The 21,302-nt window shown below is 66.6% G+C and carries 17 protein-coding genes; 11 read left to right on the forward strand and 6 right to left on the reverse strand.

What is annotated here, in order from left to right; translation table 11 throughout:
- Positions 1–81: 81 nt before the first annotated feature.
- The 3 genes from AC07NY_RS15435 to AC07NY_RS15445 all read right to left on the reverse strand — a co-directional run bounded on the left by AC07NY_RS15435 (position 82) and on the right by AC07NY_RS15445 (position 6,892).
- Entirely contained in the window at positions 82–2,376 is a 2,295-nt protein-coding gene (locus AC07NY_RS15435; RefSeq protein ID WP_494584555.1) for a PAS domain-containing sensor histidine kinase, read from the reverse strand.
- A 225-nt stretch (positions 2,377–2,601) separates the two neighbouring features.
- Positions 2,602–5,247 (reverse strand): aminopeptidase N, encoded by a 2,646-nt coding sequence (gene pepN, locus AC07NY_RS15440; protein ID WP_494584556.1) that lies wholly within the window; start codon positions 5,245–5,247, stop codon positions 2,602–2,604.
- A 199-nt stretch (positions 5,248–5,446) separates the two neighbouring features.
- Entirely contained in the window at positions 5,447–6,892 is a 1,446-nt protein-coding gene (locus AC07NY_RS15445) for a cation diffusion facilitator family transporter (protein WP_494584557.1), read from the reverse strand.
- A gap of 91 nt (positions 6,893–6,983) precedes the next feature.
- On the opposite strand from AC07NY_RS15445, the gene AC07NY_RS15450 reads away from it, so the two are divergent.
- From AC07NY_RS15450 to AC07NY_RS15475, 6 genes are all read left to right on the forward strand, one after another.
- Positions 6,984–7,433, forward strand: a complete 450-nt coding sequence (locus AC07NY_RS15450) for a VOC family protein (protein ID WP_336810078.1) — start codon at positions 6,984–6,986, stop codon at positions 7,431–7,433.
- Between the two features lie 4 nt (positions 7,434–7,437).
- Positions 7,438–8,334: a PfkB family carbohydrate kinase gene (locus tag AC07NY_RS15455; RefSeq protein WP_494584558.1), complete on the forward strand. Its 897-nt coding sequence runs from the start codon at positions 7,438–7,440 to the stop codon at positions 8,332–8,334.
- 103 nt (positions 8,335–8,437) lie between these two features.
- Entirely contained in the window at positions 8,438–8,770 is a 333-nt protein-coding gene (locus AC07NY_RS15460) for a hypothetical protein (protein ID WP_492284010.1), read from the forward strand.
- Between the two features lie 179 nt (positions 8,771–8,949).
- The gene (locus AC07NY_RS15465) at positions 8,950–9,837 is read left to right on the forward strand and encodes a DUF1003 domain-containing protein (RefSeq protein ID WP_494584559.1); all 888 of its coding nucleotides are present in this window, start codon (positions 8,950–8,952) and stop codon (positions 9,835–9,837) included.
- A 73-nt stretch (positions 9,838–9,910) separates the two neighbouring features.
- Positions 9,911–10,939 carry an ABC transporter substrate-binding protein gene (locus AC07NY_RS15470; RefSeq protein WP_494584560.1) on the forward strand — a complete coding sequence of 343 codons (1,029 nt, stop codon included), beginning with the start codon at positions 9,911–9,913 and terminating at the stop codon, positions 10,937–10,939.
- A 110-nt stretch (positions 10,940–11,049) separates the two neighbouring features.
- A complete protein-coding gene (locus AC07NY_RS15475) occupies positions 11,050–11,739 on the forward strand; it encodes an urease accessory protein UreE (protein ID WP_494584561.1) in 690 nt (229 codons plus the stop codon).
- 156 nt (positions 11,740–11,895) lie between these two features.
- Here AC07NY_RS15475 and uxuA read toward each other — a convergent pair whose 3' ends face one another.
- Positions 11,896–13,092, reverse strand: a complete 1,197-nt coding sequence (gene uxuA / locus AC07NY_RS15480; RefSeq protein WP_494584562.1) for a mannonate dehydratase — start codon at positions 13,090–13,092, stop codon at positions 11,896–11,898.
- A 46-nt stretch (positions 13,093–13,138) separates the two neighbouring features.
- Positions 13,139–13,834: a GntR family transcriptional regulator gene (locus tag AC07NY_RS15485; protein ID WP_494584563.1), complete on the reverse strand. Its 696-nt coding sequence runs from the start codon at positions 13,832–13,834 to the stop codon at positions 13,139–13,141.
- 160 nt (positions 13,835–13,994) lie between these two features.
- On the opposite strand from AC07NY_RS15485, the gene AC07NY_RS15490 reads away from it, so the two are divergent.
- From AC07NY_RS15490 to AC07NY_RS15505, 4 genes are all read left to right on the forward strand, one after another.
- Positions 13,995–15,185, forward strand: coding sequence for an extracellular solute-binding protein (locus tag AC07NY_RS15490; protein ID WP_492284004.1), 1,191 nt, complete (start codon positions 13,995–13,997; stop codon positions 15,183–15,185).
- Between the two features lie 91 nt (positions 15,186–15,276).
- Entirely contained in the window at positions 15,277–16,344 is a 1,068-nt protein-coding gene (locus AC07NY_RS15495) for an ABC transporter ATP-binding protein (protein ID WP_494584689.1), read from the forward strand.
- Positions 16,341–17,231: an ABC transporter permease gene (locus AC07NY_RS15500; protein WP_494584564.1), complete on the forward strand. Its 891-nt coding sequence runs from the start codon at positions 16,341–16,343 to the stop codon at positions 17,229–17,231. The genes AC07NY_RS15495 and AC07NY_RS15500 overlap by 4 nt, the downstream gene beginning before the upstream one ends.
- Positions 17,232–17,235: 4 nt before the next feature.
- Complete coding sequence (locus tag AC07NY_RS15505; RefSeq protein WP_336814929.1) at positions 17,236–18,066, forward strand: ABC transporter permease; 831 nt, start codon at positions 17,236–17,238, stop codon at positions 18,064–18,066.
- A 47-nt stretch (positions 18,067–18,113) separates the two neighbouring features.
- Here the strand turns inward: AC07NY_RS15505 and AC07NY_RS15510 are convergent, their stop codons facing one another.
- A complete protein-coding gene (locus tag AC07NY_RS15510; RefSeq protein ID WP_494584565.1) occupies positions 18,114–19,934 on the reverse strand; it encodes an ABC transporter ATP-binding protein/permease in 1,821 nt (606 codons plus the stop codon).
- A 275-nt stretch (positions 19,935–20,209) separates the two neighbouring features.
- Between AC07NY_RS15510 and dusA the strand changes: the two genes are divergently transcribed.
- The gene (dusA, locus tag AC07NY_RS15515) at positions 20,210–21,235 is read left to right on the forward strand and encodes a tRNA dihydrouridine(20/20a) synthase DusA (protein ID WP_494584566.1); all 1,026 of its coding nucleotides are present in this window, start codon (positions 20,210–20,212) and stop codon (positions 21,233–21,235) included.
- Positions 21,236–21,302: the final 67 nt, after the last annotated feature.

A 21,302-nucleotide genomic window follows, 5' to 3' on the forward strand; every position in this document is an offset into this window, starting at 1 on the left:
GACGAGAGAGCGCCGGAGCCTCTTCCGGGAGGAGATGCTCGGGTCAGGCCCGAGCATGACGAGGCGGTGGAGGCCGGAGCCTCACGCCGCCTGCGCGGTGACGCGATTGGCGCCGCCGTCAAGCGGCAGGTGGACCATGACGATGGTGCCGGCGCCCATCGCCGAGCGCAGGCGGAGCGAGCCGCCATGCATCTCGGTGAGCGAGCGGGCGATGGCGAGGCCGAGCCCCGAGCCCTTGTAGCTGCGGACCAGATCGCCCTCGACCTGCTCGAACGGGCGGCCGACACGGTCGATCTTCTCCTTGGGGATACCGATGCCGGTATCCTCGATGAAGATGTTGAGCGCGCCGGGGACATGGCGGGTGCGGACCGCGATCCGCCCGCCTTCCGGCGTGAACTTGGCGGCGTTGTCGAGCAGGTTGCCGAGGATCTGGTAGAGCGCGTGCGGGTCGGCTTCGAGATGGGTGTCGAGCGGGCCTTCGATGGCCAGCACGAGCTGCTTGCGCTCCACCTCCGGCTGGACCTTCTGCAGCGCCTGGTCGAGCACCGGGCCGAGCGCGATCTCGGTCTTCTCCAGCCGCATCCGGCCGGATTCGATGCGCGACATGTCGAGGATGTCGTCGATGATGCTCAGGAGGTAGCCGCCGCTGGAGCGGATATCGCGGACATAGTCGGTGTATTTCTCGCCGAGCGGGCCGAACATGCCGTTCTCCATGATCTCGGAGAAGCCGATGATCGCGTTGAGCGGCGTGCGCAGCTCATGGCTCATATTGGCGAGGAACTCGGACTTGGCGCGGTTGGCGCTTTCGGCGGAGGCCTTCTGCTCGAGATAGCGCTCGGCCAGATCGGCGAGCTGCTGGGCCTGGGCTTCGAGTTTCTGGCGCGAGGCCTTGAGATCGGTGACATGCATCAGGAGCTGGTGCTCGGACTGCGTCAGCCGCTCTTCCTGCTGCTTGAGCTTGGTGATGTCGGTGCCGACCGAGACCGAGCCGCCATCCTTGGTGCGGCGGCCGTTGATCTGGAGCCAGCGGCCGTCCGACAGGCGGGCCTCGTAGGAGGCGCCGGCATTGCCGCGTTGCACGCGCATCGGCTCGCGGTCGATCTGCGGCTGGGCGGAGCGCTCCATGATCTCGTCATAGGAGGCGCCGGATTGCAGGGCCTCGGGCGGGAGCTGGTGAAGCTGCTGGTACTTGGCGTTGCAGAGCACGAGGCGGTTATCGGCATCCCAGAGCACGAAGGCTTCCGAGATCGCCTCGACGGCGTCGCGCAGGCGGGCGTCGGCGGTGGCGGTGCGCTCGGCCATGCGGCGCTGCTCGGAGATGTCGACGACGATGCCGACGAGGTGGCGCGAGCGGGTGCGGCGGTCGATCACCAGCTCGGCGCGGGCCTTGAGCCAGATCCATTCGCCAGCGGCGGAGCGGACGCGGAACTCGCGGTCGAGATGGTCGGCCTCGCCGCGGCTGATCGCATCGGCCAACGCATAGAGGTCGACATCCTCCTGGTTGATGAAGCTCGAGACCTCGCCGAAGGACATGTACTCGCCGGTACGGTCATAGCCGAGCAGGGCATACATCGAATCCGACCAGTAGATTCGGCCGCGGGCGAGGTCCCAGTCCCAGAGGCCGCAATGGCCGCGGTTGAGCGCGGTATCGATGCGCTCGCGGACGCAGTCGCAATCCTGGTCGGCGGCACTCGCCCGCTTCGACTGGAGCATGAACGCGAGCGTGGTGACGCCGAGGACGAGCCCGGCGGCGCCGAACAGCAGGATCAGGCCGGAGCGGCGCAGCTGCCAGGTCGAGAGAGCGCGGGAGACCGGCTGCAGCACGGCGACCTGTCCGAGCGGGGAGGAGAGGTTGCGCACGCTGGCGAGGACATCGACGCCGTTCGGCAAGGTGATGCGCATCACACCGGCGCGGTCGCCGAAGATGGTCAATGGCTGGGTCGGGCCGAGGAAGTCGACCAGCGTGCGCTGGGTCTGGCCGATGGCCGGCTCGCTGGCGATGATACGGCCATCGGCGCCGCTGACATGGACGATACGGCCATGGGCGGCGAGGTGGCGGGCCGTGAGGGCGGCGAGCACGGCGGCCGGCTCCTTGCCGGTCAGCGTCGCGGCATCGAGCTCGCGGGCGACCAGCGCCGAGACCAGATCCATGTCGCCGGTCGCGTCGACGAGGGCGTCATCGCGCATGGCCGAAGTCTGGAACAACGCCCCGGCACCGAGGATGACGAGGAACAGCCCGACGAGCGCCGGGATGGCGGTGCGGAAGGTGGGCTCGAAACTTTCGAAGCGATGATACAACGGGTGCGTCAGCGAGCGTGCTACACCCAGAATCGTATCGGCGCGCACAGGTGCGCAGCCCGCGTTGGCACGCGACATGCCCGGTCCCCCTTCGGAACTTTACCGTCAGTAAGATCGGGAGACGTGCCGCATCCCCACGAATCACTGTCAGTTGAATCCGGACGACTCGGTTTGTCTAGCCCTGAGTTGAGTCAGGAGTGTCGAATTCCCCTTTAGGTTGTAGTGCTTATGGCGATGAATCCTGCGCGGGTAATGAAACGTTAATGTTTTGGACAGGTCGGCATTAACCATTCCGGAGAGCGCTCAGGCGAGCGCTCTTTCGGCGATGTCGGCGACGTCTCGCGATAGGTTCGGCAGCCGCGCCACGGTGCTCAAGGCCTCCTGTGCAAGGCCCTTGCGACCGGGCTCCAGCATGCGCCAGCTCTTGAACGAGCCGAGCAGCCGTGAGGCGACCTGCGGGTTGGTCTTGTCGAGCGCCACGACGATATCGGCGACGAACTCGTAGCCCGCGCCATCTGCCCGGTTGAACTGGGTGAGATTGGCTGCGAAGCCGCCGATCAGCGCCCGTACGCGGTTCGGATTGCCGAGCGAGAAGGCCGGGTGCTGCATCAGCGTCTTGACCCGCTCCAGCGTGCCGGGCTCGGCGATCAGCGCCTGCGCCATCAGCCATTTGTCGAGCACCAGCGGCTCGCCCGCATAGGTCTCGGCGAAGCGCCCGATCAGGGCTTCGCGCCGCTCGCCGGGGATCAGTGTCATGGCTGCCAGCGCGGCGAGGCGATCGGTCAGGTTGTCTCCGCCGGCGAACTGCTCTTCGCAGAGGTCGGCGGCGTCAGTCGGGGCGGCCAATGCCGCCAGCCCGAGCAATTCGTTGCGTAGCGCCCGCCGTCCGGCGGAGGCGGCATCAGGACGGAAGGTGCCGCTCGCCGCCAAAGCCCCGCGCAGGCCCGGCAGGTCACCGAGCAGCGCCTTGCCGATCGCGCTCGATAGTTTGCGGTGGGCCGCGAAGATCGCGTCGGGATCGACATCCCCGCCGATCTCGCGGGCGATATCGGCCGGCGCCGGCAGGCGTAGCACCTGCGCCGCGAAGGCGGGGTCGGACAGCGCATCGCTCTTGAGGAAGACCTGCAATGCCTCGCCGAGCTTGCCGGCGGTCGCCGTCAGAACTCCCGCATCGGCGCCAGGCTTGCCGGCGGCCACGAGCACGCGGGTCGCGACGCTCTGGAGCGATTGCCAGCGATTGAAGGAATCGCTGTCCGCCGAAAACAGCCGCAGCAAGTCGGCATCCGACAGATCGAGGTCGAGCCGCGCCGGGGCGGAAAAACCGCGCATCAGCGAGGGGATCGGCGCCTCCGCGACATCATCGAAGGTGACGGACAGCGACGGCTGGTCGAGCACGACGAGACCGTCGCCGGCATAGGCGTTCGAGGCGGTCTTCAGCGGCAGGTCGCCCTTCGCGCCGACGAGGCCGAGCTTGATCGGGAGAACGACCGGCTGCTTTTCGGGCTGGCCCGGCGTGGGCGGTGTGCTTTGCGCCAGATCGAGCGTGTAGCGCTTCGCCGCCGCATCATACCGGCCCGACGCCACGATGGTCGGCGTGCCCGCCTGCTCGTACCAGCGGGCGAAATGGTCGAGGTTCTGGCCGGAGGCCTCAGTGAAGCAGGCGAGGAATTCCTCGATCGTCGCGGCGGTGCCGTCGCAGCGCTCGAAATAAAGGTCCATGCCGCGCTTGAAGGCGTCGTCGCCGATCAGGACCTTGAGCATGCGGATGACTTCCGCGCCCTTCTCGTAGACCGTCGGCGTGTAGAAGTTGTTGATTTCCTTGTAGGCGCGCGGCCGCACCGGATGGGCGAGGGGGCCGGCATCCTCCGAGAACTGGGTCGAGCGCAGGGTGCGGACATCGGCGATGCGCTTCACGGGGCGCGAGCGCTCGTCGGCGGAGAATTCCTGGTCGCGGAAGACGGTCAGGCCCTCCTTCAGGCAGAGCTGGAACCAGTCACGGCAGGTGATGCGGTTGCCGGTCCAGTTGTGGAAATACTCATGCGCGATGATCGCTTCGATCGAGGCGTAGTCGCCGTCCGTCGCGGTCTGCGGATCGGCCAGGACGTATTTGTCGTTGAAGATGTTGAGGCCCTTGTTCTCCATCGCGCCCATGTTGAAGTCGGACACGGCGACGACGTTGAACACGTCGAGATCATAGTTGCGGCCGAAGACCTGCTCGTCCCAGCGCATGCAGCGCACCAGTGAATCCAGCGCCCAGCCGGCGCGCTCGGCCTTGCCGGGCTCGACATAGACGGCGAGCTCGACCCTGTGGCCGTCGGCGGTGACGTAATCCTGACGGACATGGTCGAGCGCCCCGCCGACCAGCGCGAAGAGATAGGCGGGCTTGGGGTGCGGATCGTGCCAGACGGCGAAATGCCGGTCGCCGCCGGGCAGTTCCGCCGCCGCGACGAGATTGCCGTTGGAGAGCAGCACCGGCGCTTCGGCTTTCGCCGCTTCCAGCCTGACCGTGTAGACGCTCATCACGTCCGGCCGGTCGAGGAAATAGGTGATGCGGCGGAAGCCGTCCGCCTCGCACTGCGTGCAATAGACCTTGGAGGAGCGGTAGAGCCCCATCAGCTTGGTATTGGCGGAGGGGTCGAGCTCGGTCTCGATCGTCAGCGTGAAGTCATGCGGTGGCGGGTTCGGGATCGTCAGCGCCTGCGGCGTCACCGTATAGGCGGACGTATCGAGCGGCTTGCCGTCGATGGCCAGCGATTTCAGCACCAACTCGTCGCCGTCGAGCTTCAGCGGCGCACCGGGCTGTCCTTCCGGATTGGGCCTGAGCGCCAGGAGCGCGCGCACCCGCGTCTTCTGCGGATGCAGGCCGACGTCGAGATCGACGGTGTCGATCAGCCAGTCGCTGGGGCGGTAATCCTCGAGGCGGATCAGCGGGGCGTCTTCGGTACGCATGGAATCCCTGATGGCGAGAGTCAGGGGGCGGTTCTAGAGCATGCCGGCGCGGGAGGGAAACGCGCCGTCATGGCGGAAAACGGGCCGTCATGCTCGGGCTTGACCCGAGCATCTCATGACAAGGAGGCTCGGAGCCTCCTCTGGAAAGAGATTCTCGGGTCTGCGCTTCGCTCCGCCCGAGAATGACGGCTGGGGCGCGTCAGGAACCGGCCGGAACCGCCGGCTCCGCATGGCTCACCAGCCGGCAGACCTGCGGCCGGGCGAGGCGCACGGCACGCTCGATCGCATCGACAGCATGATGCACGGCGGCGACGTCCAGCGTCGGATCGACGCGGCAATGGTAGTTCACCACCAGCCCCTTGGCGGTCTGGCGCACGCGCACGCTGTGGATGTCATGGATCGGCCCGGCGACTTTCGCGGCCTCGCCCGCAAGCGCCTTGCCGATATCCTCGACGGTTTCCCAGGCGGCGTTGTGGCCGGAAGGCTGCCCGGTCTCCATCGGCTCGATATGGGTCTCGACCTCGGTCTCGCCGCCGAATTCGGCGCGGATCGCGCTTTCCAGCCGCGTCGCGATCTCATGCGCCTCGCCGAGCGGCAGGCTCTGGTCGACCTCCATGTCGAGGCTGACCGAGAGCTTCTCGCCGATCGAGTGGACGGTGACGTGGTGCACCGGGATCTTGAGCTTGAGCGCGATCAGCAGCACGCGCTCTAGCGCCGTCTCGTCATCGACCTGCACGGGGTCGGCGGTGATCGTGATCTCGGCGCCGGGCTCGACCTTGAGCAGGGCGTCGCCAAGCTGGGCCTTGATCGCCACGACCCGGTCGAGCGGTAGCGTCCGCGAGACGCTGATGCCGATCTCGCCATGGACGCGCCCCCCGGCCGGGCGCACGCGCAGCCAGTTGACGCCGACCACGCCCGGCACGCCGCGCGCAACCTCGCGCAGCTTCTCGCTGACCCCCTCGGGAGCTGTATCCATGAGTGTGGCGAGGACGCGCCGCGCGAGGCGATAGGCCGAGAAGGCGGTATAGGCGGCGATCGCGAAGGCTGCGGCGGTGTCGGCGCGCTCGATGCCGTACCAGACACCGATGAGGCCGACGAGCACCAGCCCGGAGCCAACGAAATCCGCCGAGAAATGGGTGGCTTCGCCGGCCAGCGCCTCGCTGCCGGTCTCCTTGGCGACCTTGGTCAGCGAACGCCAGCGGATCGCGTCGACGATCATCGAGAGCACGAGCACGCCGATGACGAGCGGCGTCACCTGGACGTGTTCGATGACATTGGTCCAGAGCCGGTTGCCGGCCTCCCAGAGGATCGCGCCGGCGAGCGTGAACAGGATCGCCGTCTCGACCAGCGCCGCCAGCGCCTCGACCTTGCCATGGCCGTAATGATGCTCGTCATCGGCCGGCTTGTCGGAAGCGCGGACGGCGAACCAGGTGAACAGCGTCGAGCCGACATCGACCAGCCCCTGCAGGGCGTCGGTGAGCAGGGCGAGCGAGCCGGAGATGATGGCGCCGACGATCTTCGCCGCGGTGAGCAGGATCGTCGCCATCACCGAGATGATCGCGGCGCGCTGCTTGATCTGCGCGATCTGGGCGGGCGTGGCGCGCACGGCCGGTGCCGTCGCCGGCCCGTCTTGCGTTGTCGTCATGGCGCGTCCTGTTCAGATGGCTTGGAACGGCGATGCTCTTGCCTGATTTAGGAAACGGATCAACCCTGCCGCCACACAACGAGGAAGACCGATGCGATATCTCCACACCATGGTGCGCGTGACCGATCTGGATCAGGCGCTCGATTTCTACGTCAACAAGTTCGGGCTGGTCGAAACCCGCCGCATCGAGAACGAGAAGGGCCGTTTCACGCTGGTCTTCCTCGCCGCTTCCGACGACCTGGCGGAGGCGAAGGCCGGCGCCTCGCGCGGTCGCCCGACGCTGGAACTGACCTATAACTGGGACCCGGAGAACTACACCGGCGGCCGCAATTTCGGCCATCTCGCCTATGAGGTCGACGACATCTACGCGACCTGCGACAAGCTGATGAAGGCCGGCGTCACCATCAACCGTCCCCCGCGCGACGGCAACATGGCCTTCATCCGCTCGCCCGACAACATCTCGATCGAGCTGCTCCAGAAGGGCGAGCCGAAGGCCCCGGCCGAGCCGTGGGCGAGCATGCAGAACACCGGGAGCTGGTGAAGCCTTGGCCGGCGTCTTCTGCCTGGGCATCGCCACGCTGGACTATGTCTACAGCGTCGAGACCATGCCGACTCGCGGCGAGAAGTACCGCTCCCGCGGGCTCGCCGTCGTCGGTGGCGGCTGCGCCGGCAATGCCTCTGTCGCGATCGCCCGCCTTGGCGGCGCCTGCTGGCTGGCGACGCGCCTTGCCGATGACCTGACCGGAGACCAGATCGTCGCCGATCTCGAATCGGAGGGCGTCGATGCCGGCTTCGCCCGCCGCGTCGCCGGCCTGCGCTCGCCCGTCTCGGCGATTCTCGTCGATGCGGAAGGCGAGCGCATGGTGATCTCCTATTCCGATCCGGCCATGCCGGAGGATGTCGCCTGGCTACCCACGAGCTTGCCGCAAGGCGCAGGCGCCGTGCTTGCCGATACGCGCTGGGGGGAGGGGGCGCTCGCCGCCCTGAAGCTCGCCCGCACCGCAGGCGTGCCCGGCGTGCTCGACGGCGACCGCAGGCCGCCACATCCCGATCTTGTGGGCACGGCGAGCCATGTCGCCTTCAGCCAGCAGGCGCTGCGCGAGATTTCGGGCGAGGAGGATCCGCGCACCGGCCTCGCCAAGGTCGCGGCCGGCGTCCCGACCTGGCTCGCGGTCACGCTCGGCAAGGAAGGTGTGCTCTTCGTCGATGAAGGCGATGTCCGGCACAGCCCGGCTTTCGTCGTCGATACCGTCGATACGCTGGGCGCAGGCGATGTCTGGCATGGCGCCTTCGCATTGGCCTTGGCCGAAGGGCAGGCCGAGCCGGCTGCGATCCGCTTCGCCTCGGCGGCGGCCGCGATCAAATGCACCCGCTTCGGTGGCCGCAGCGGGGCGCCGAAGCGTGACGAAGTCGAGCGTTTTCTCGCGCAGGCCGGCGGCTAGCCGGTCGATCGCTGTTTAGCCTCTGTCTCTCCAGCGTCGCGCAGTCGTCACGCGCGTCGGGCATCTGACCCGGCGCGCGCTGCCGCGCTCAGGAGAGAGCATCATGCTGGCGATCCAGGGTCTGAAATGCATCTATGACACCACGGGCAAGGGCTGGGCGATCGAGCTCGTCCTGAGGGCCGATGGCGAGGAGGCCGTGCGCCGCTTCGATGTCGAGGGGGCCGAGGATGCCGAATTGCTGATCGAGGCCTTCGAGGATGCTTCGGCCAGCGCCTTCGATCCGGAGACCGGCGAGATCGTCTTCGGTTACGAATATCTCGACCTCGACGAAGAGGACGAGGAAGATGAGGGCGACGAGGACGAGGAAGCCGACGAATCCGAAGAGGATGACGAGGATTCCGAAGAGGCCGGCAAGGACGAGAAGCCGAAAGGCTGAAGCCTCGCCTGAACGGGCCGCGTGCGGCCCCGTGACGATCATGAGCCCGGAGAGGCAGCCGCCTCGCCGGGCGATCTCGTTTCGGAGGCTGCCATCGGCCGGGCTTTTTCGGGTGCTGGTATCGGCGCCGGGATCAGGTGCAATCTACGGAAGGCTTAAGACGCAATGACGGGCAGGGAATGACACAGGAACAGGATGATGAGCGGGTCGCGGAGGCGCCGTCAGCCGCTCTCGCGACCTTGGCCGATCCGGCGGGTCTCGCCGGTGCGGCCAGCAAGAAGCGCGGTGTCTGCGCCATCAGCGGGCAGGAGATGGCGCGCCGGAACCTGATCGAGATCGGCACGCTGCGCCCCGCGCTCGCCGACCATATCCGCAACGATTTCCCGGATATGCCCGATCACGCGCTGATCAGCCTGAAGGAGCTCGCGCGCTACCGCACCCGCTATGTCGAGGAGATCCTGCGCGAGGAGCATGGCGAATACTCCGACCTCGACCGCGAGGTCGCCGAGAGCATCGCCCGACAGGAGACCATCGCCGAGAATACCGAGGATGATTTCGAGGAACACCGCACGCTCGGCGAGCGTTTCTCCGACAATCTCGCGAGCTTCGGCGGCTCCTGGGCCTTCCTGATCAGCTTCGGCTTCGTGCTGGTCATCTGGATGGCGATCAACGGCCTGATGGGCGAGGCCAAGGCCTTCGATCCCTATCCCTTCATCCTGCTGAACCTCGTGCTGTCCTGCATCGCGGCGGTGCAGGCGCCGATCATCATGATGAGCCAGAAGCGGCAGGAATCGAAGGATCGCCTGCGTTCGCTCAACGACTATCAGGTCAATCTCAAGGCCGAGCTCGAAATCCGCCACCTGCACGAGAAGATGGACCATCTCGTCACCCGGCAATGGCAACGCTTGGCCGAGATCCAGCAGGTCCAGCTCGAGATGCTACAGGAGGCGCAATTGCCGAAGTCGCGGGCGAAGCGGCGCAAGAAGCCTGTCGCCAAGAAGAAGCGCGCGAAGCCGGCCGAGGCGCTCGCCGCTCCCGCGCCCGACAAGCCGGACGGCGAAGCCTAGCCGCCCTTCGCTTGACTCCCCATCCTCCCATCGGTCTTTTCGTCGGCAAACGAATCCGATCGGGAGGATGATGATGGTTTCTTCGCGTTTCGCGCCGGTTGGCGCGCTCATCGCCGGCCTGGCTTTCACGGCCCCGGCCTTTGCCCAGGGCCAGGTCACAGTCTATTGCTCGATCCTCGAGGAGCAGTGCCGCGAGGGTGCTGCGATGTTCGAGAAGGCCACCGGTATCAAGGTCTCGATGGTTCGCAAGAGCACCGGCGAGGTCTATGCGCAGGTCAAGGCCGAGGCGAGCAACCCGCGCGGCGACGTCTGGTGGGGCGGGCCGGGCGAGCCGCATCTCCAGGCGGCCGATGAAGGCCTGCTCGACGAGTACAAGTCGCCGAAGCTGCCGGAGCTGCATGACTGGGCGCAGCGCCATGCCGAGCAGTCGAAGTTCCGCACCAACGGCATCTATCTCGGCGCGCTCGGCGTCGGCTACAACACCGAAGTCCTGAAGAAGAAGGGCATCGCCGCGCCAAAATGCTGGGCCGACCTGCTCGATCCCAAGCTGCGCGACGAGGTTCAGATCGCCGATCCCAGCTCGTCCGGCACGGCCTATGTCTTCCTCGCGACGACAGTGCAGCGCCTCGGCGAGGAGAAGGGCTTCGAGTACCTCAAGGCCCTGCACAAGAACATCAGCCAGTACACCAAGTCCGGCATCGCCCCGGTCAAGGCCGCGGCGCTCGGCGAGACGGCGGTCGGCATCGCCTTCATCCACGACATGCTGACGCAGAAGCTGCAGGGCGCCCCGATCGAGACCTTCGCGCCCTGCGAGGGCACCGGCTACGAGACCGGCTCGGTCTCGATCATCAAGGGCGGCAAGAACCCGGAGGCCGCGCGCAAGTTCGTCGATTTCACGCTCTCGCCGGATGCCCAGAACATCAATGCCAAGCTGAAGATCAACTCGATCCCGTCGAACAAGAATTCGCTGCTCTCGCCGGACGCGCCGAAATTCGCCGAGATGAAGCTGATCGACTACGACACGCCGCGCTGGGGCTCGCCGGCCGAGCGCTCGCGCCTGCTCAAGAAGTTCGACACCGAGGTCAAGGCGCTGCCGCGCTGAGGCCCCTGTGACATCCAAGCTTGGTAGCACGGCCGTCGGTTTGTGCTACTAAGCTGCGATCCGGGCTCGGGCGCGTGGTGCCTTAGCCTCAAGCCATGGGATCGCCACCGATGCTTCGCGCCACCTCCGTCCTTCGCAAGGCCGCCGTCAAGGCCGAGCGCGTCGTCGATACGCTGCCGCTGGGCCACCGCGACCGCGCGATCAATGGTGTGAGCGTTCGCGCCACGGGCGGGCTGGAACTCGCGATCTCGCTCGACAAGGCGACGGTGCTGAACGACGGCGACGCGCTGAAGCTGGAAGACGGCACGCTGGTCCAGATCAAGGCCGCGCCGGAAAGCCTGCTGGAAATCCGCGCCGAGAACCCGCTGCGGCTGGTGCGTCTCGCCTGGCATCTCGGCGGCCATCACGTCCCGGCCGAGATGACGGCCGACGCGCTTTACATTCCGAACGATGCTGCGCTTGGCGAACTGGTGCGCGGGCAGGGCTGTTCGATGACGGTGGTCGAGCGTCCGTTCCAGCCGGAAGCGGAAGTCCACCATCACGCCCATGGCGACGATTGCGGCTGCGGGCACGACCATCACGATCATCATCATGGTCATGACCACGGCCATGGGCATCATCACGATCACCACGGCCATGATCACGCGCATGGCCACAAGCACGAGCATGCTGAGAAGCACGATCATGCGCATGGCGACGGCTGTGGCTGCGGCCATGACCATCACGGCCACGGTCATCACGATCATGGCCACGGCCATGGCGCCGCGCACGGCCACAAGGGCCATTCCCACGATCACTGAGGCGGATGCAGCGCGTCATGCTCGGGCTTGACCCGAGTATCTCGGGACGAGAACGCGCCCTTCCTGTCAAAGATTCTCGGGTCTGCGCTTCGCTTCGCCCGAGAATGACGACTGTGATCTCTTGCAAAGGCGGGCCTTAGGCCCGCCTTTCGCGTTTCAGGCCGCGTAGCCCTTGACCTGTGCCAGCGCGATCATCACGCCACGCAGCTCCGCAAGGCCGCGCAGGCGCCCGACGGCGGGATAGCCCGGGAAGCTGCCCTTGCCGACATCGTCGAGCAATTCATGGCCATGGTCCGGCCGCATCGGAATCCGCCAGTGCGGGTGACCGGCAGCCTTGCGGCGCTGCTCCTCGGCCATCAACGCGTCGACCAGCGCGACCATGTCGGTGTCGCCGCCGAGATGCTCAGCCTCCATGAAGGAGCCGTCCGGGTCCTTTGCGACGTTGCGCAGATGCGCGAACCAGATCTTGTCGGCGAAGCGGCGGGCGATGCCGGGCACGTCGTTCCTGGGGTTGGCGCCGAGCGAGCCCGAGCACAGCGTCAGCCCGTTCGCGGGCGAGTCGACCGAGCCGAGGATGTAGGCGATGTCGTCCTCGGTCGAGCAGATCCGCGGCAGGCCGAAGAGCGAGCGCGGCGGATCGTCCGGATGGATGCACATGCGGATGCCGACCTCTTCGGCGGTCGGGATGATCGCCTCCAGGAAGCGCTTCAGGTTGGCGCGCAGCTTGTCATGGGTCATGCCGGCATAGCGATCGAGGATGCGGGCGAGGCCGGGCAGGTCGTAGCGGTCGAAGGCGCCGGGCAGGCCGGCCATGACGCTGGAGAGCAGACGGTCGCGATCGGCCTGCGTGGATTTCTCGAACCAGGCCCTGGCCTTGTCCATCACCTCGGCGGAGTGCCCTTCGTCGGCGCCTTTGCGCTTCAGCATGAAATGGTCGAGCGCGACATATTCGTGCAGGTTGAAGCGTAGCGCCGTGCCGCCGCCCGGCAATTTGTGGGCGAGCTCCGTGCGGGTCCAGTCCAGCACCGGCATGAAATTGTAGCAGATCACCTCAAGCCCGCAGGCGGCGAGGTTGCGCATCGATTGGCGGTAGTTCTCGAAGACGGTTTCGAGGTCGCCTTCGCCGATCTTGACGCTTTCATGGATCGGCAGGCTCTCGACCACCTTCCATTCGAGGCCGAGGCTCTTGTCGGCGCGGACGATGGCCTGGCGCTTCTCGATCTCCTCGACACTCCAGACCACGCCATAGGGGATCTGGTGCAGCGAGTTGACGATGCCGGTCGCGCCGGCCTGCCGGGCCTGCGCCAGAGTCACGACATCATCCGGCCCGAACCAGCGCCAGCATTGTTCCATGGTGTTGTTATCCTTGTGAGAAATGTCGCTGCGCGGCGAACGGGCGTCAGGTGGTTTCGGGAGTGAGGCGGGAATCGTCGAAGGCGTCCGCATGGTCCTTCGCGATCGTGTCGATCGTCGCGAAGACGGTGCGCAGATGCGCGCGCATCGCGGCTTCCGCGCCTTTGGCGTCGTGCTTCATGATGCAGGCCGCGATGATCCGGTGCTCGTTCAGGATCACCTCGGACCAGGACGGCGTCTCCAGCGAGAGGCAGCGCACCCGGTCCATCTGGGCCTTCACGCTCTCGATCATGCTCCAGACCGCACGGTGGCCGGCGATGCGCGAAATCTCGGCATGGAACACCTCGTCGAGGCGGAAGATCTCGGAGCGCTCTCCGCGCCGGACCGCTTCCGCCTGCTCCTCGACCTGGGCGGCGAGCCGGCGGCAATCGGCATCGCCGATGCGCTGCGCCGCCAGCACCACGGTGCGGCATTCCAGCGTCTCGCGGATGAATTGGCTGTCACGGACGGCGGCAAGGTCGATCGGTGCGACGAAGGTGCCGACCTGTGGCACCGCGACGAGGAAGCCCTCGTCGACCAGCCGCTTGAACGCCTCGCGCACAGGTGTGCGGCTGACGCCGAAGCGCAAAGCCATCCGCGCCTCCGACATCGATTCGCGCGGTTTCAGCGCGCCGCTGATCACATCGCCGCGCAGAACGCTGTAGATTTGGTCCGTGCTGTGACGGGTTGCAGGGTGGGCCATTGCCAAGCTCTCGACGACTAGTATACTAGGATACTGATCAACCGGGGGCTGCGTCAACTTGGCAGGTTCCCGGGGCGAGGGCAGGGGCCGGATCGGGGCGGTCGGGCCTGCACATCATAATAAAGCTCGTAAGCGGGCATCCACATCTGGAGGAGAAATCATGGCTCACGACAGCATCAATCGGCGTCATTTCATTGGTGGCGTTGCCGGCCTCGGCGCAGCAGTGCATGCGCCCGGCGTCTTCGCGCAGCAGCTCAAGCTGCCGGCCTCGCCGCTGACGATCAGCATCATCGACGTCGGCGGGGCGCTCGCCCTGGTCCAGACGCCGCTGGAGAATTATCCGAAGGCCAATCCCAAGGCCGTCTCGCGCATGGTCTTCACCAAGGCCCCGGCGCCCGAATTGCCGGCCAAGATCAAGGCCCAGCAGAACGCCGGCCGCCTCGATATCGACATGGTCATCGGCGGCCTGGACGTGCTCTCGGCCGGCATCGACCAGAAGCTCTGGGTCGATCTGCTGCCGCGCCTGCAGGCCGAATTGCCGAAGCCGGAGGATATCTATCTCAAGCCGGCGCTCGCCATGCATAATCTCGGGCAGGGCCAGGCCATGGCGATGGTCTATTACCCCTCCGGCCCGCTGCTCGAATACATGCCGGACCGCGTCAAGCAGGTGCCGACCACGGCCGAGGAGCTGCTGGCCTGGACCAAGCAGAACAAGAACCGCTTCTTCTACGGCCGCCCGGCCAATTCCGGCCCCGGCCGCACCTGGATCATGGGCCTGCCCTATCTCCTCGGCGACAAGGATCCGAAGGATCCCGAGAAGGGCTGGGACAAGACCTGGGCCTATCTCAAGGAGCTCGGCGAGAACATCGAGTACTATCCGGGCGGTACCGGCCAGACGATGAAGGAGCTCGGCGACGGCTCGCGCGACATCATCGTCTCGACGACGGGCTGGGACATCAACCCGCGCGTGCTCGGCATCGTGCCGAAGGAAGCCAAGATCCAGGCGCTGAAGGGCTTCCACTGGGTCACCGACGCCCAGTACATGATGATCCCGAAGGGCGTCTCGGACGAGAAGCTCAACGTGCTGCTCGACCTGATCCGCCACATGCTGACGCCCGCGCAGCAGGCCTTCACCTATGACGAGGGCTATTTCTATCCGGGCCCGGCGGTGAAGGACGTCCCGCTCTCGATGGCGCCGGCTTCCAGCCAGAAGGCGATCGCCGAGTTCGGCCGGCCCGAATACGAGAAGCTCATCGCCGACAACCCGATGGAAACCCCGCTCAACCCCGACAAGATGGTGATCGCCTTCCGCATCTGGGACGAGCAGGTCGGCGGCGCCAAGAAGAAGTAATTGCGATTGCAGCGGCGGGTTTCGGACCAAGCCGAAGCCCGCCGCCTGCCGTTCCGATCCCGTTTCTCAGATCCATCCGGAAGCCATGACCATCAACGCAGCCTCGTTCCGCGAGCTTCGGCTCGACCGTCTGAGCCGTGACTTCGGCACCCATAACGCGCTCAAGGACGTCTCGCTGACGATCGGCAAGGGCGAGTTCATCGCGCTGCTCGGTCCGTCCGGCTGCGGCAAGTCGACGACGCTGAACCTGATCGCGGGCCTGCTCCCGGCGACCGGCGGCGGCATCTGGCTCGATGACAAGCGCATCGATCCGCTGCGCCCGGAAGAGCGTGGCTTCGGCATGGTCTTCCAGAGCTATGCGCTCTTCCCGCATATGAGCGTGAACAAGAATATCGGCTTCGGCCTGAAGATGCGCGGCCTGCCGCGCGCCGAGATCGACAAGCGTGTCGCCGAGGCCGCGGCACTGGTGCGTCTCCAGGGCCAGACCGAGAAATTGCCCGGCCAGCTCTCCGGCGGCCAGCAGCAGCGCGTCGCCATTGCCCGCGCCATCGTCGTCGAGCCGCCGCTGGTGCTGATGGATGAGCCGCTTTCGAACCTTGACGCCAAGCTGCGTCTGGAGATGCGCGCCGAGATCCGCCGCATCCACAACACGCTCGGCGCCACCACGATCTACGTCACCCACGACCAGGAAGAGGCGCTCTCGCTCGCCGACCGCATCGTCGTGCTGCGCGACGGCCAGGTCCGCCAGGTCGGCACGCCGGAAGACCTGTTCATGCGGCCGGACCATCTCGACGTCGCCGAGTTCATGGGCTTCCGCAACAAGGTGAAGGGCAAGATCGCCTCGGTCGGAGACGGCAAGGCGGCCGTCACGGTCGGCGATGCGCAGCTCTCCGGCCGTGCCCGCGATGCGGTGTCAGCCGGTGCCGACGGCTATCTGGCGATCCGCCCGGAGGACCTGCACCCGGTCGCTTCCGGCCAGCCCGGCCTCAAGGCGCAGGTCGTCTCGACCGAGTTCCGCGGCCGCGAATTCGTCGGCTTCGCCCGCATGGCGGATGGCACCGACCTGTCCTTCCTCGCCCATGACAAGTTGTCGCCGGGCGAGGCCGTGACCCTCGCCGCCGACCCCGACCGCGTCCTCGTCTATGGAGCGGCGGCGTGAGCACCGACATCTCCTCCATTCCGCTGAAGCAGCGGCTGGCGGCACGCGGGCTCGACGGGCTGACGCTGCTCGTCCTGCCGGCGGTCCTGTTCCTGCTGGCGCTGTTCATCTACCCGTTCTTCTACGGGCTCTTCCTGTCCTTCGAGCCGAAGCAGGGCGGCATCTTCGCCAACTACCAGCGCTTCTTCTCGGATCGCTTCCTCTACGGGACGATCGCGACGACGCTCTGGCTCGCGCTTCCCGTGACCATCGCGACGCTGCTGCTGGCGATCCCGATTGCCTTCCGCGTCCGCCTGATGCGCAACCAGCGCCTGCTGACCACGATCCTGGTGATCCCGATCACGCTCGGCACGGTGCTCGTCGCCGAGGGCCTGCTGAACTATCTCGGGCCGCAGGGCTGGTTCAACCGCGTGCTGATGACCTTCGGCATCATCTCCTCGCCGGTGAAGCTGCTGCACAACTACTGGGGCGTGATGCTCTCGCTGGTCATCACTGGCTTCCCCTTCACCTTCCTGCTGACGCTGTCCTATCTCTCCGGCATCGATCCGGCGCTGGAGCAGGCGGGCGCGACGCTGGGGGCAGGGCCGTGGGATCGCTTCAAGCACATCCTGTTTCCGCTGCTGCTGCCGGGGCTTGCGATCACCTTCTGCCTGAGCTTCGTGCAGGCCTTCTCGGTCTTCCCTTCGGCCGTGCTGCTCGGTGCGCCCTCGGGGCCGACCCGCGTGATCTCGATCGCGGCCTATCAGGCGGCGTTCGAGGAATACGATTACTCCATGGCTTCGGCCGTCGCGATGATCATGGGCGTGGTTCAGCTCACCATCGTCGTCGTCGTTCTGGCCGCACGCGGCATGCTGTATCGCGGCCCGGCCGGCGGCGGAAAGGGCTGATCTCATGGTCAAGGATACCCGTCTCTCGACGAAGCTCTGGGCGGCCGCCAACTGGACGCTGATCGGCTTCTTCATCGTCAACCTCTTCGCGATGATCGCGACGGTGGTGACCTCGTCCTTCTCGACGCGCTGGCTCGGCACCTGGCTGCCGGCCGGCTGGACGACGCGTTGGTATGCGGCCGCCTGGGCGGAATTCCAGCTCTATGACGTGCTGCTTGTCACCTTCCAGATCGTCTTCCTGGTGGTGGCGCTCTCCGGCCTGATCGGCGTGCCCGCAGCCTATGCGCTGGCCCGTCGCGACTTCCCGGGCAAGAAGCTCGTCATGCTGCTCTTCCTGCTGCCGCTGCTGGTGCCGCCGATCACCTTCGGCATCCCGCTGGCGACGGTGCTCTACCAGACCGGCTTCGCCGGCCAGATGTCGGGCGTCGTGCTCGCCAATCTCGTGCCGACGGTGCCCTTCGTCATCCTGGTGATGATCCCGTTCATCGAGCAGATCGACACCAAGATTGAGGCGGCGGCGCGCGTCTTCGGCGCCAACACCTTCAAGCTCTTCGTGCATGTGCTGCTGCCGCTGCTCATGCCCGGCATCCTCGCGGCGCTGCTGCTGGTGCTGGTCAGGACGCTCGCCATGTTCGAATTGACCTTCCTCACGGCCGGCCCGACCAGCCAGACGCTGGTCGTCGCGCTCTACTACGCGGTCTTCGCCGCCGGTGTCCGCGCGGTCCAGTCGATCGACGCCATGGCGGTGATCTACATGGTCACCACGCTGATCTGGCTCGTCATCGCGCTGCGCTTCGTCAACCCGACGCAGATCGTCGCCCGCGCCAAGCGGTAACGAGACCGGGCGGCGCTCCCTACGAGCGCCGCCCGGTCGTCTTTAACTTAGGCTTCCGGGCGCCCGTCCTCATTGGCGGCGCTGCGGCTCCTGAACAGCCGCCAGAGCGATTTCCGCAGGCGTCGCGACGTCATGTGCGCGCCGGCCGGCCGGCGCTCCAGCGTGATCTTCTGATCGTGATAGTCCTCGAGGCCCGGCCGGTGGCCGACGCTGATCAGCGTCGCCTCGGCGAGTTCCTCGTCGAACAGGCTGAGCAGCGAGGCCTGGCTTTCCTCGTCGAGCGCCGAGGTCGCCTCGTCCATCACGATGATATCCGGCTTCTGCAGCAGCAGGCGGGTGAAGGCGACGCGCTGGCGCTCGCCGCCGGAGAGGATGCGGTCCCAATCCTCTTCCTCGACATCGAGTTTCTTGGCGAGGTAGCCCAGCCCGCAGCGCTGCAACGCCGCTGTGATCGCCTCCTCGGCCACGACGCGGTCCGAGTCCGGATAGAGCAGGATCGTGCGCAGGTTGCCCTTCGGCAGATAAGGCTTCTGCGGCACGAAGGCGATGGTCTGGCCGGACGGCACGCGGATCGTGCCTGAGCCCCACGGCCAGATGCCGGCGAGCGCCCGGAGCAGGGTGCTCTTGCCCGAGCCGCTCTCGCCCGCGATCAGCGCCTTCGCGCCCTGCGGGATGGAGACCGTGGCATCGGCCAGCACGACGCGGCCGTTGCTATGGGCGATGGACAGGTTTTCGAGATGGATCGCGCCGTCATCGCTCTCGCCGAGCGCGATCTGCTCGTCCTTCTCCATGATCGTGCCGATATCCAGCGCCTCCAGCTCCTCCACCAGTTCGTCGACGCGGGTGACCGAGGCGAACCACTCCGCCAGCCGCACGAAATTGTCGACGAACCAGATCAGGGCGGCCTGCACCGCGCTGAAGGCCGCGACGACCTGCACGACGGCACCGAGCGTCACCGCGCCGGCCAGGAATTTCGGAGCGATCAGCAGGAGAGGAACGATCGGGAACAGCGCGCCATTGGTGTTGAGCACCAGCGCGATCACGCCTTGCTGGCGCACGATCCTGAACCAGGCCGCCACGACGCGCCCATAGCTTTCGCCTGCGGAGCTGCGTTCGTCGGCATCGCCCTTGATCAGCGCGATGCTCTCGGCATTCTCGCGCAATCGCGTCATCTCGGCCCTGAACTGCGCTTCCATCTCGTTCTTGTGCGCGACGCGGGCGACGAGGGGGCGGCCGGCGAGATAGGCCGCAAGCGAGGCGATCGTGGCATAGACCACCGCCGCCACCGCCATATAGCTGGGGATCACGATCGTGGTTCCACCCAGCGTGAACTCGGCCGAGCCAGCGACCTGCCAGAGGATCGCGGCGAAGGTCGCGGCCGTGACGAAGGCGCTGATCAGGCCGATTGCAAGCTCAACGAGCGGCTCGATCGAGAGCCGGGCGTCCTCGGCGATCCGGTATTCCGGCGCGGTCATCTTCTTGGAGAGGAAGCCCAGGCGATAATAGCGCTGATCGGCGATCCACCAGCCGGCGAGGCGGCGCGTCAGGTTCTCGCGCCAGCGCACCTGCAGCAGCATGCGGCTGACGACGAGGCCGGAAACCGAGAGAGCGGAAGCCGCCAGGAGGAAGGGCAGCCAGCCGGTCGTCGCCCAGACCGCCTCGACGTCGCGCTTTTCGAGCGCGTCGAAGAACCAGCGGTTCCAGCGGTTGATGCCGACGGCACTGGCCGTCTGCGCCGCGATGAAGATCAGGACGGCGGCTGTCAGCCCCCAGGCCTGCCAGCGCGCCCTGCCGCGCCAGTAGCGCAACGCGATGCGAAAGAACTGCCGCATGCGGGAGCGGCGCGAAACACGCGGAGCCTCGGCCATGTGCTACTCCGCCTTTCGGGTGCCGCCGCCATTCGGAAAAGGCTTGCGACAGGCAGCCTCCATCCCTTCCAACCGGCAGCCCGGCGGCACGGTTCCATGGGCTTGTGGCGGCGGTTCGAACGGGGCGGAAACCGGATTTTTCGCCGTGCCCCTCGCGCGTCGAGGCGATTTGCGCCATATACGCCGCAGTTTCGCCGCGTGGGCGTCGTTTGACGCCGGGAGCGGCCTATCTGGCGACGACGCACCACCGCAATCAGGCACCGGCAGGCCGAGAGTTGAACGCAGAAATCCCGACAACCGAAGCTGATCGCGCAGCGAGCTTCTGGCGCTTCTCCGTGGCGCCGATGATGGACTGGACGGACCGGTATTGCCGGGTGATCCACCGCCTGATGTCGCGCCATGCGCTGCTCTATACCGAGATGGTGACGGCGCAGGCCGTGATCCGCGGAGATCGCGAGCGGCTGATCGGTTTCGACACCGTCGAGCATCCGCTCGCGCTTCAGCTCGGCGGCAATGACCCGAAGCTCCTGGCGGAAGCCGCGAAGATCGGCGCCGATTTCGGCTATGACGAGATCAACCTGAACTGCGGTTGCCCCTCGGACCGTGTGCAGGGCGGGGCCTTCGGCGCCTGCCTGATGCGTGAGCCGGCGCTGGTCGGCGATTGCGTTGCGGCGATGAAGGCGGCGGTCTCGATTCCCGTCACGGTGAAATGCCGGATCGGCGTCGACGATCAGGACCCGGAAGCCGCGCTCGATGCGCTGACCGCTTCGGTGCGCGCGGCCGGCGTCGATGCCCTGATCGTCCATGCCCGCAAGGCCTGGCTGCAGGGGCTATCGCCCAAGGAAAACCGCGAGATCCCGCCGCTCGACTATGAACGCGCCTACCGCCTGAAGGCGGCCAATCCCGACCTGCCCACCGCGATCAATGGCGGCATCAAGGCACCGTCGGAATGGCTGCCTCATCTGGAAAGGCTCGATGGCGTGATGCTCGGCCGTGAGGCCTATCAGAACCCCGAAATCCTGCTCCAGGTCGATCCGTTGCTCTTCGGCAAGGAAGCGCCGGTAGCAGACGCCTTCGCCATGCTGGAGGCGCTGGAGCCGCATCTCGCCGCGCATCTGGAGCGGGGCGGGCGCCTGCATGCCTTCACTCGCCATCTCGTCGGTCTTTTCCCGGGCCGCCCGGGCGCTCGCATGTTCCGCCGCCATCTCGCCGAGCGCTGTGTCGGAGCCGATGCCACGCTGGAAGACCTGCGCGCCGCCATCGCCCATGTATCGCGCCACGAGGCCGCAGCCGCCGCCTGATCGCGCCGGTTCGTTGCGGGAAACGCGATTTGCTGCGAAGCCGTGGCTGGCCTCTCGGAGTGGGGGG

The sequence above is a fragment of the Allobosea sp. GW821-FHT09G06 genome, from assembly GCF_059416005.1.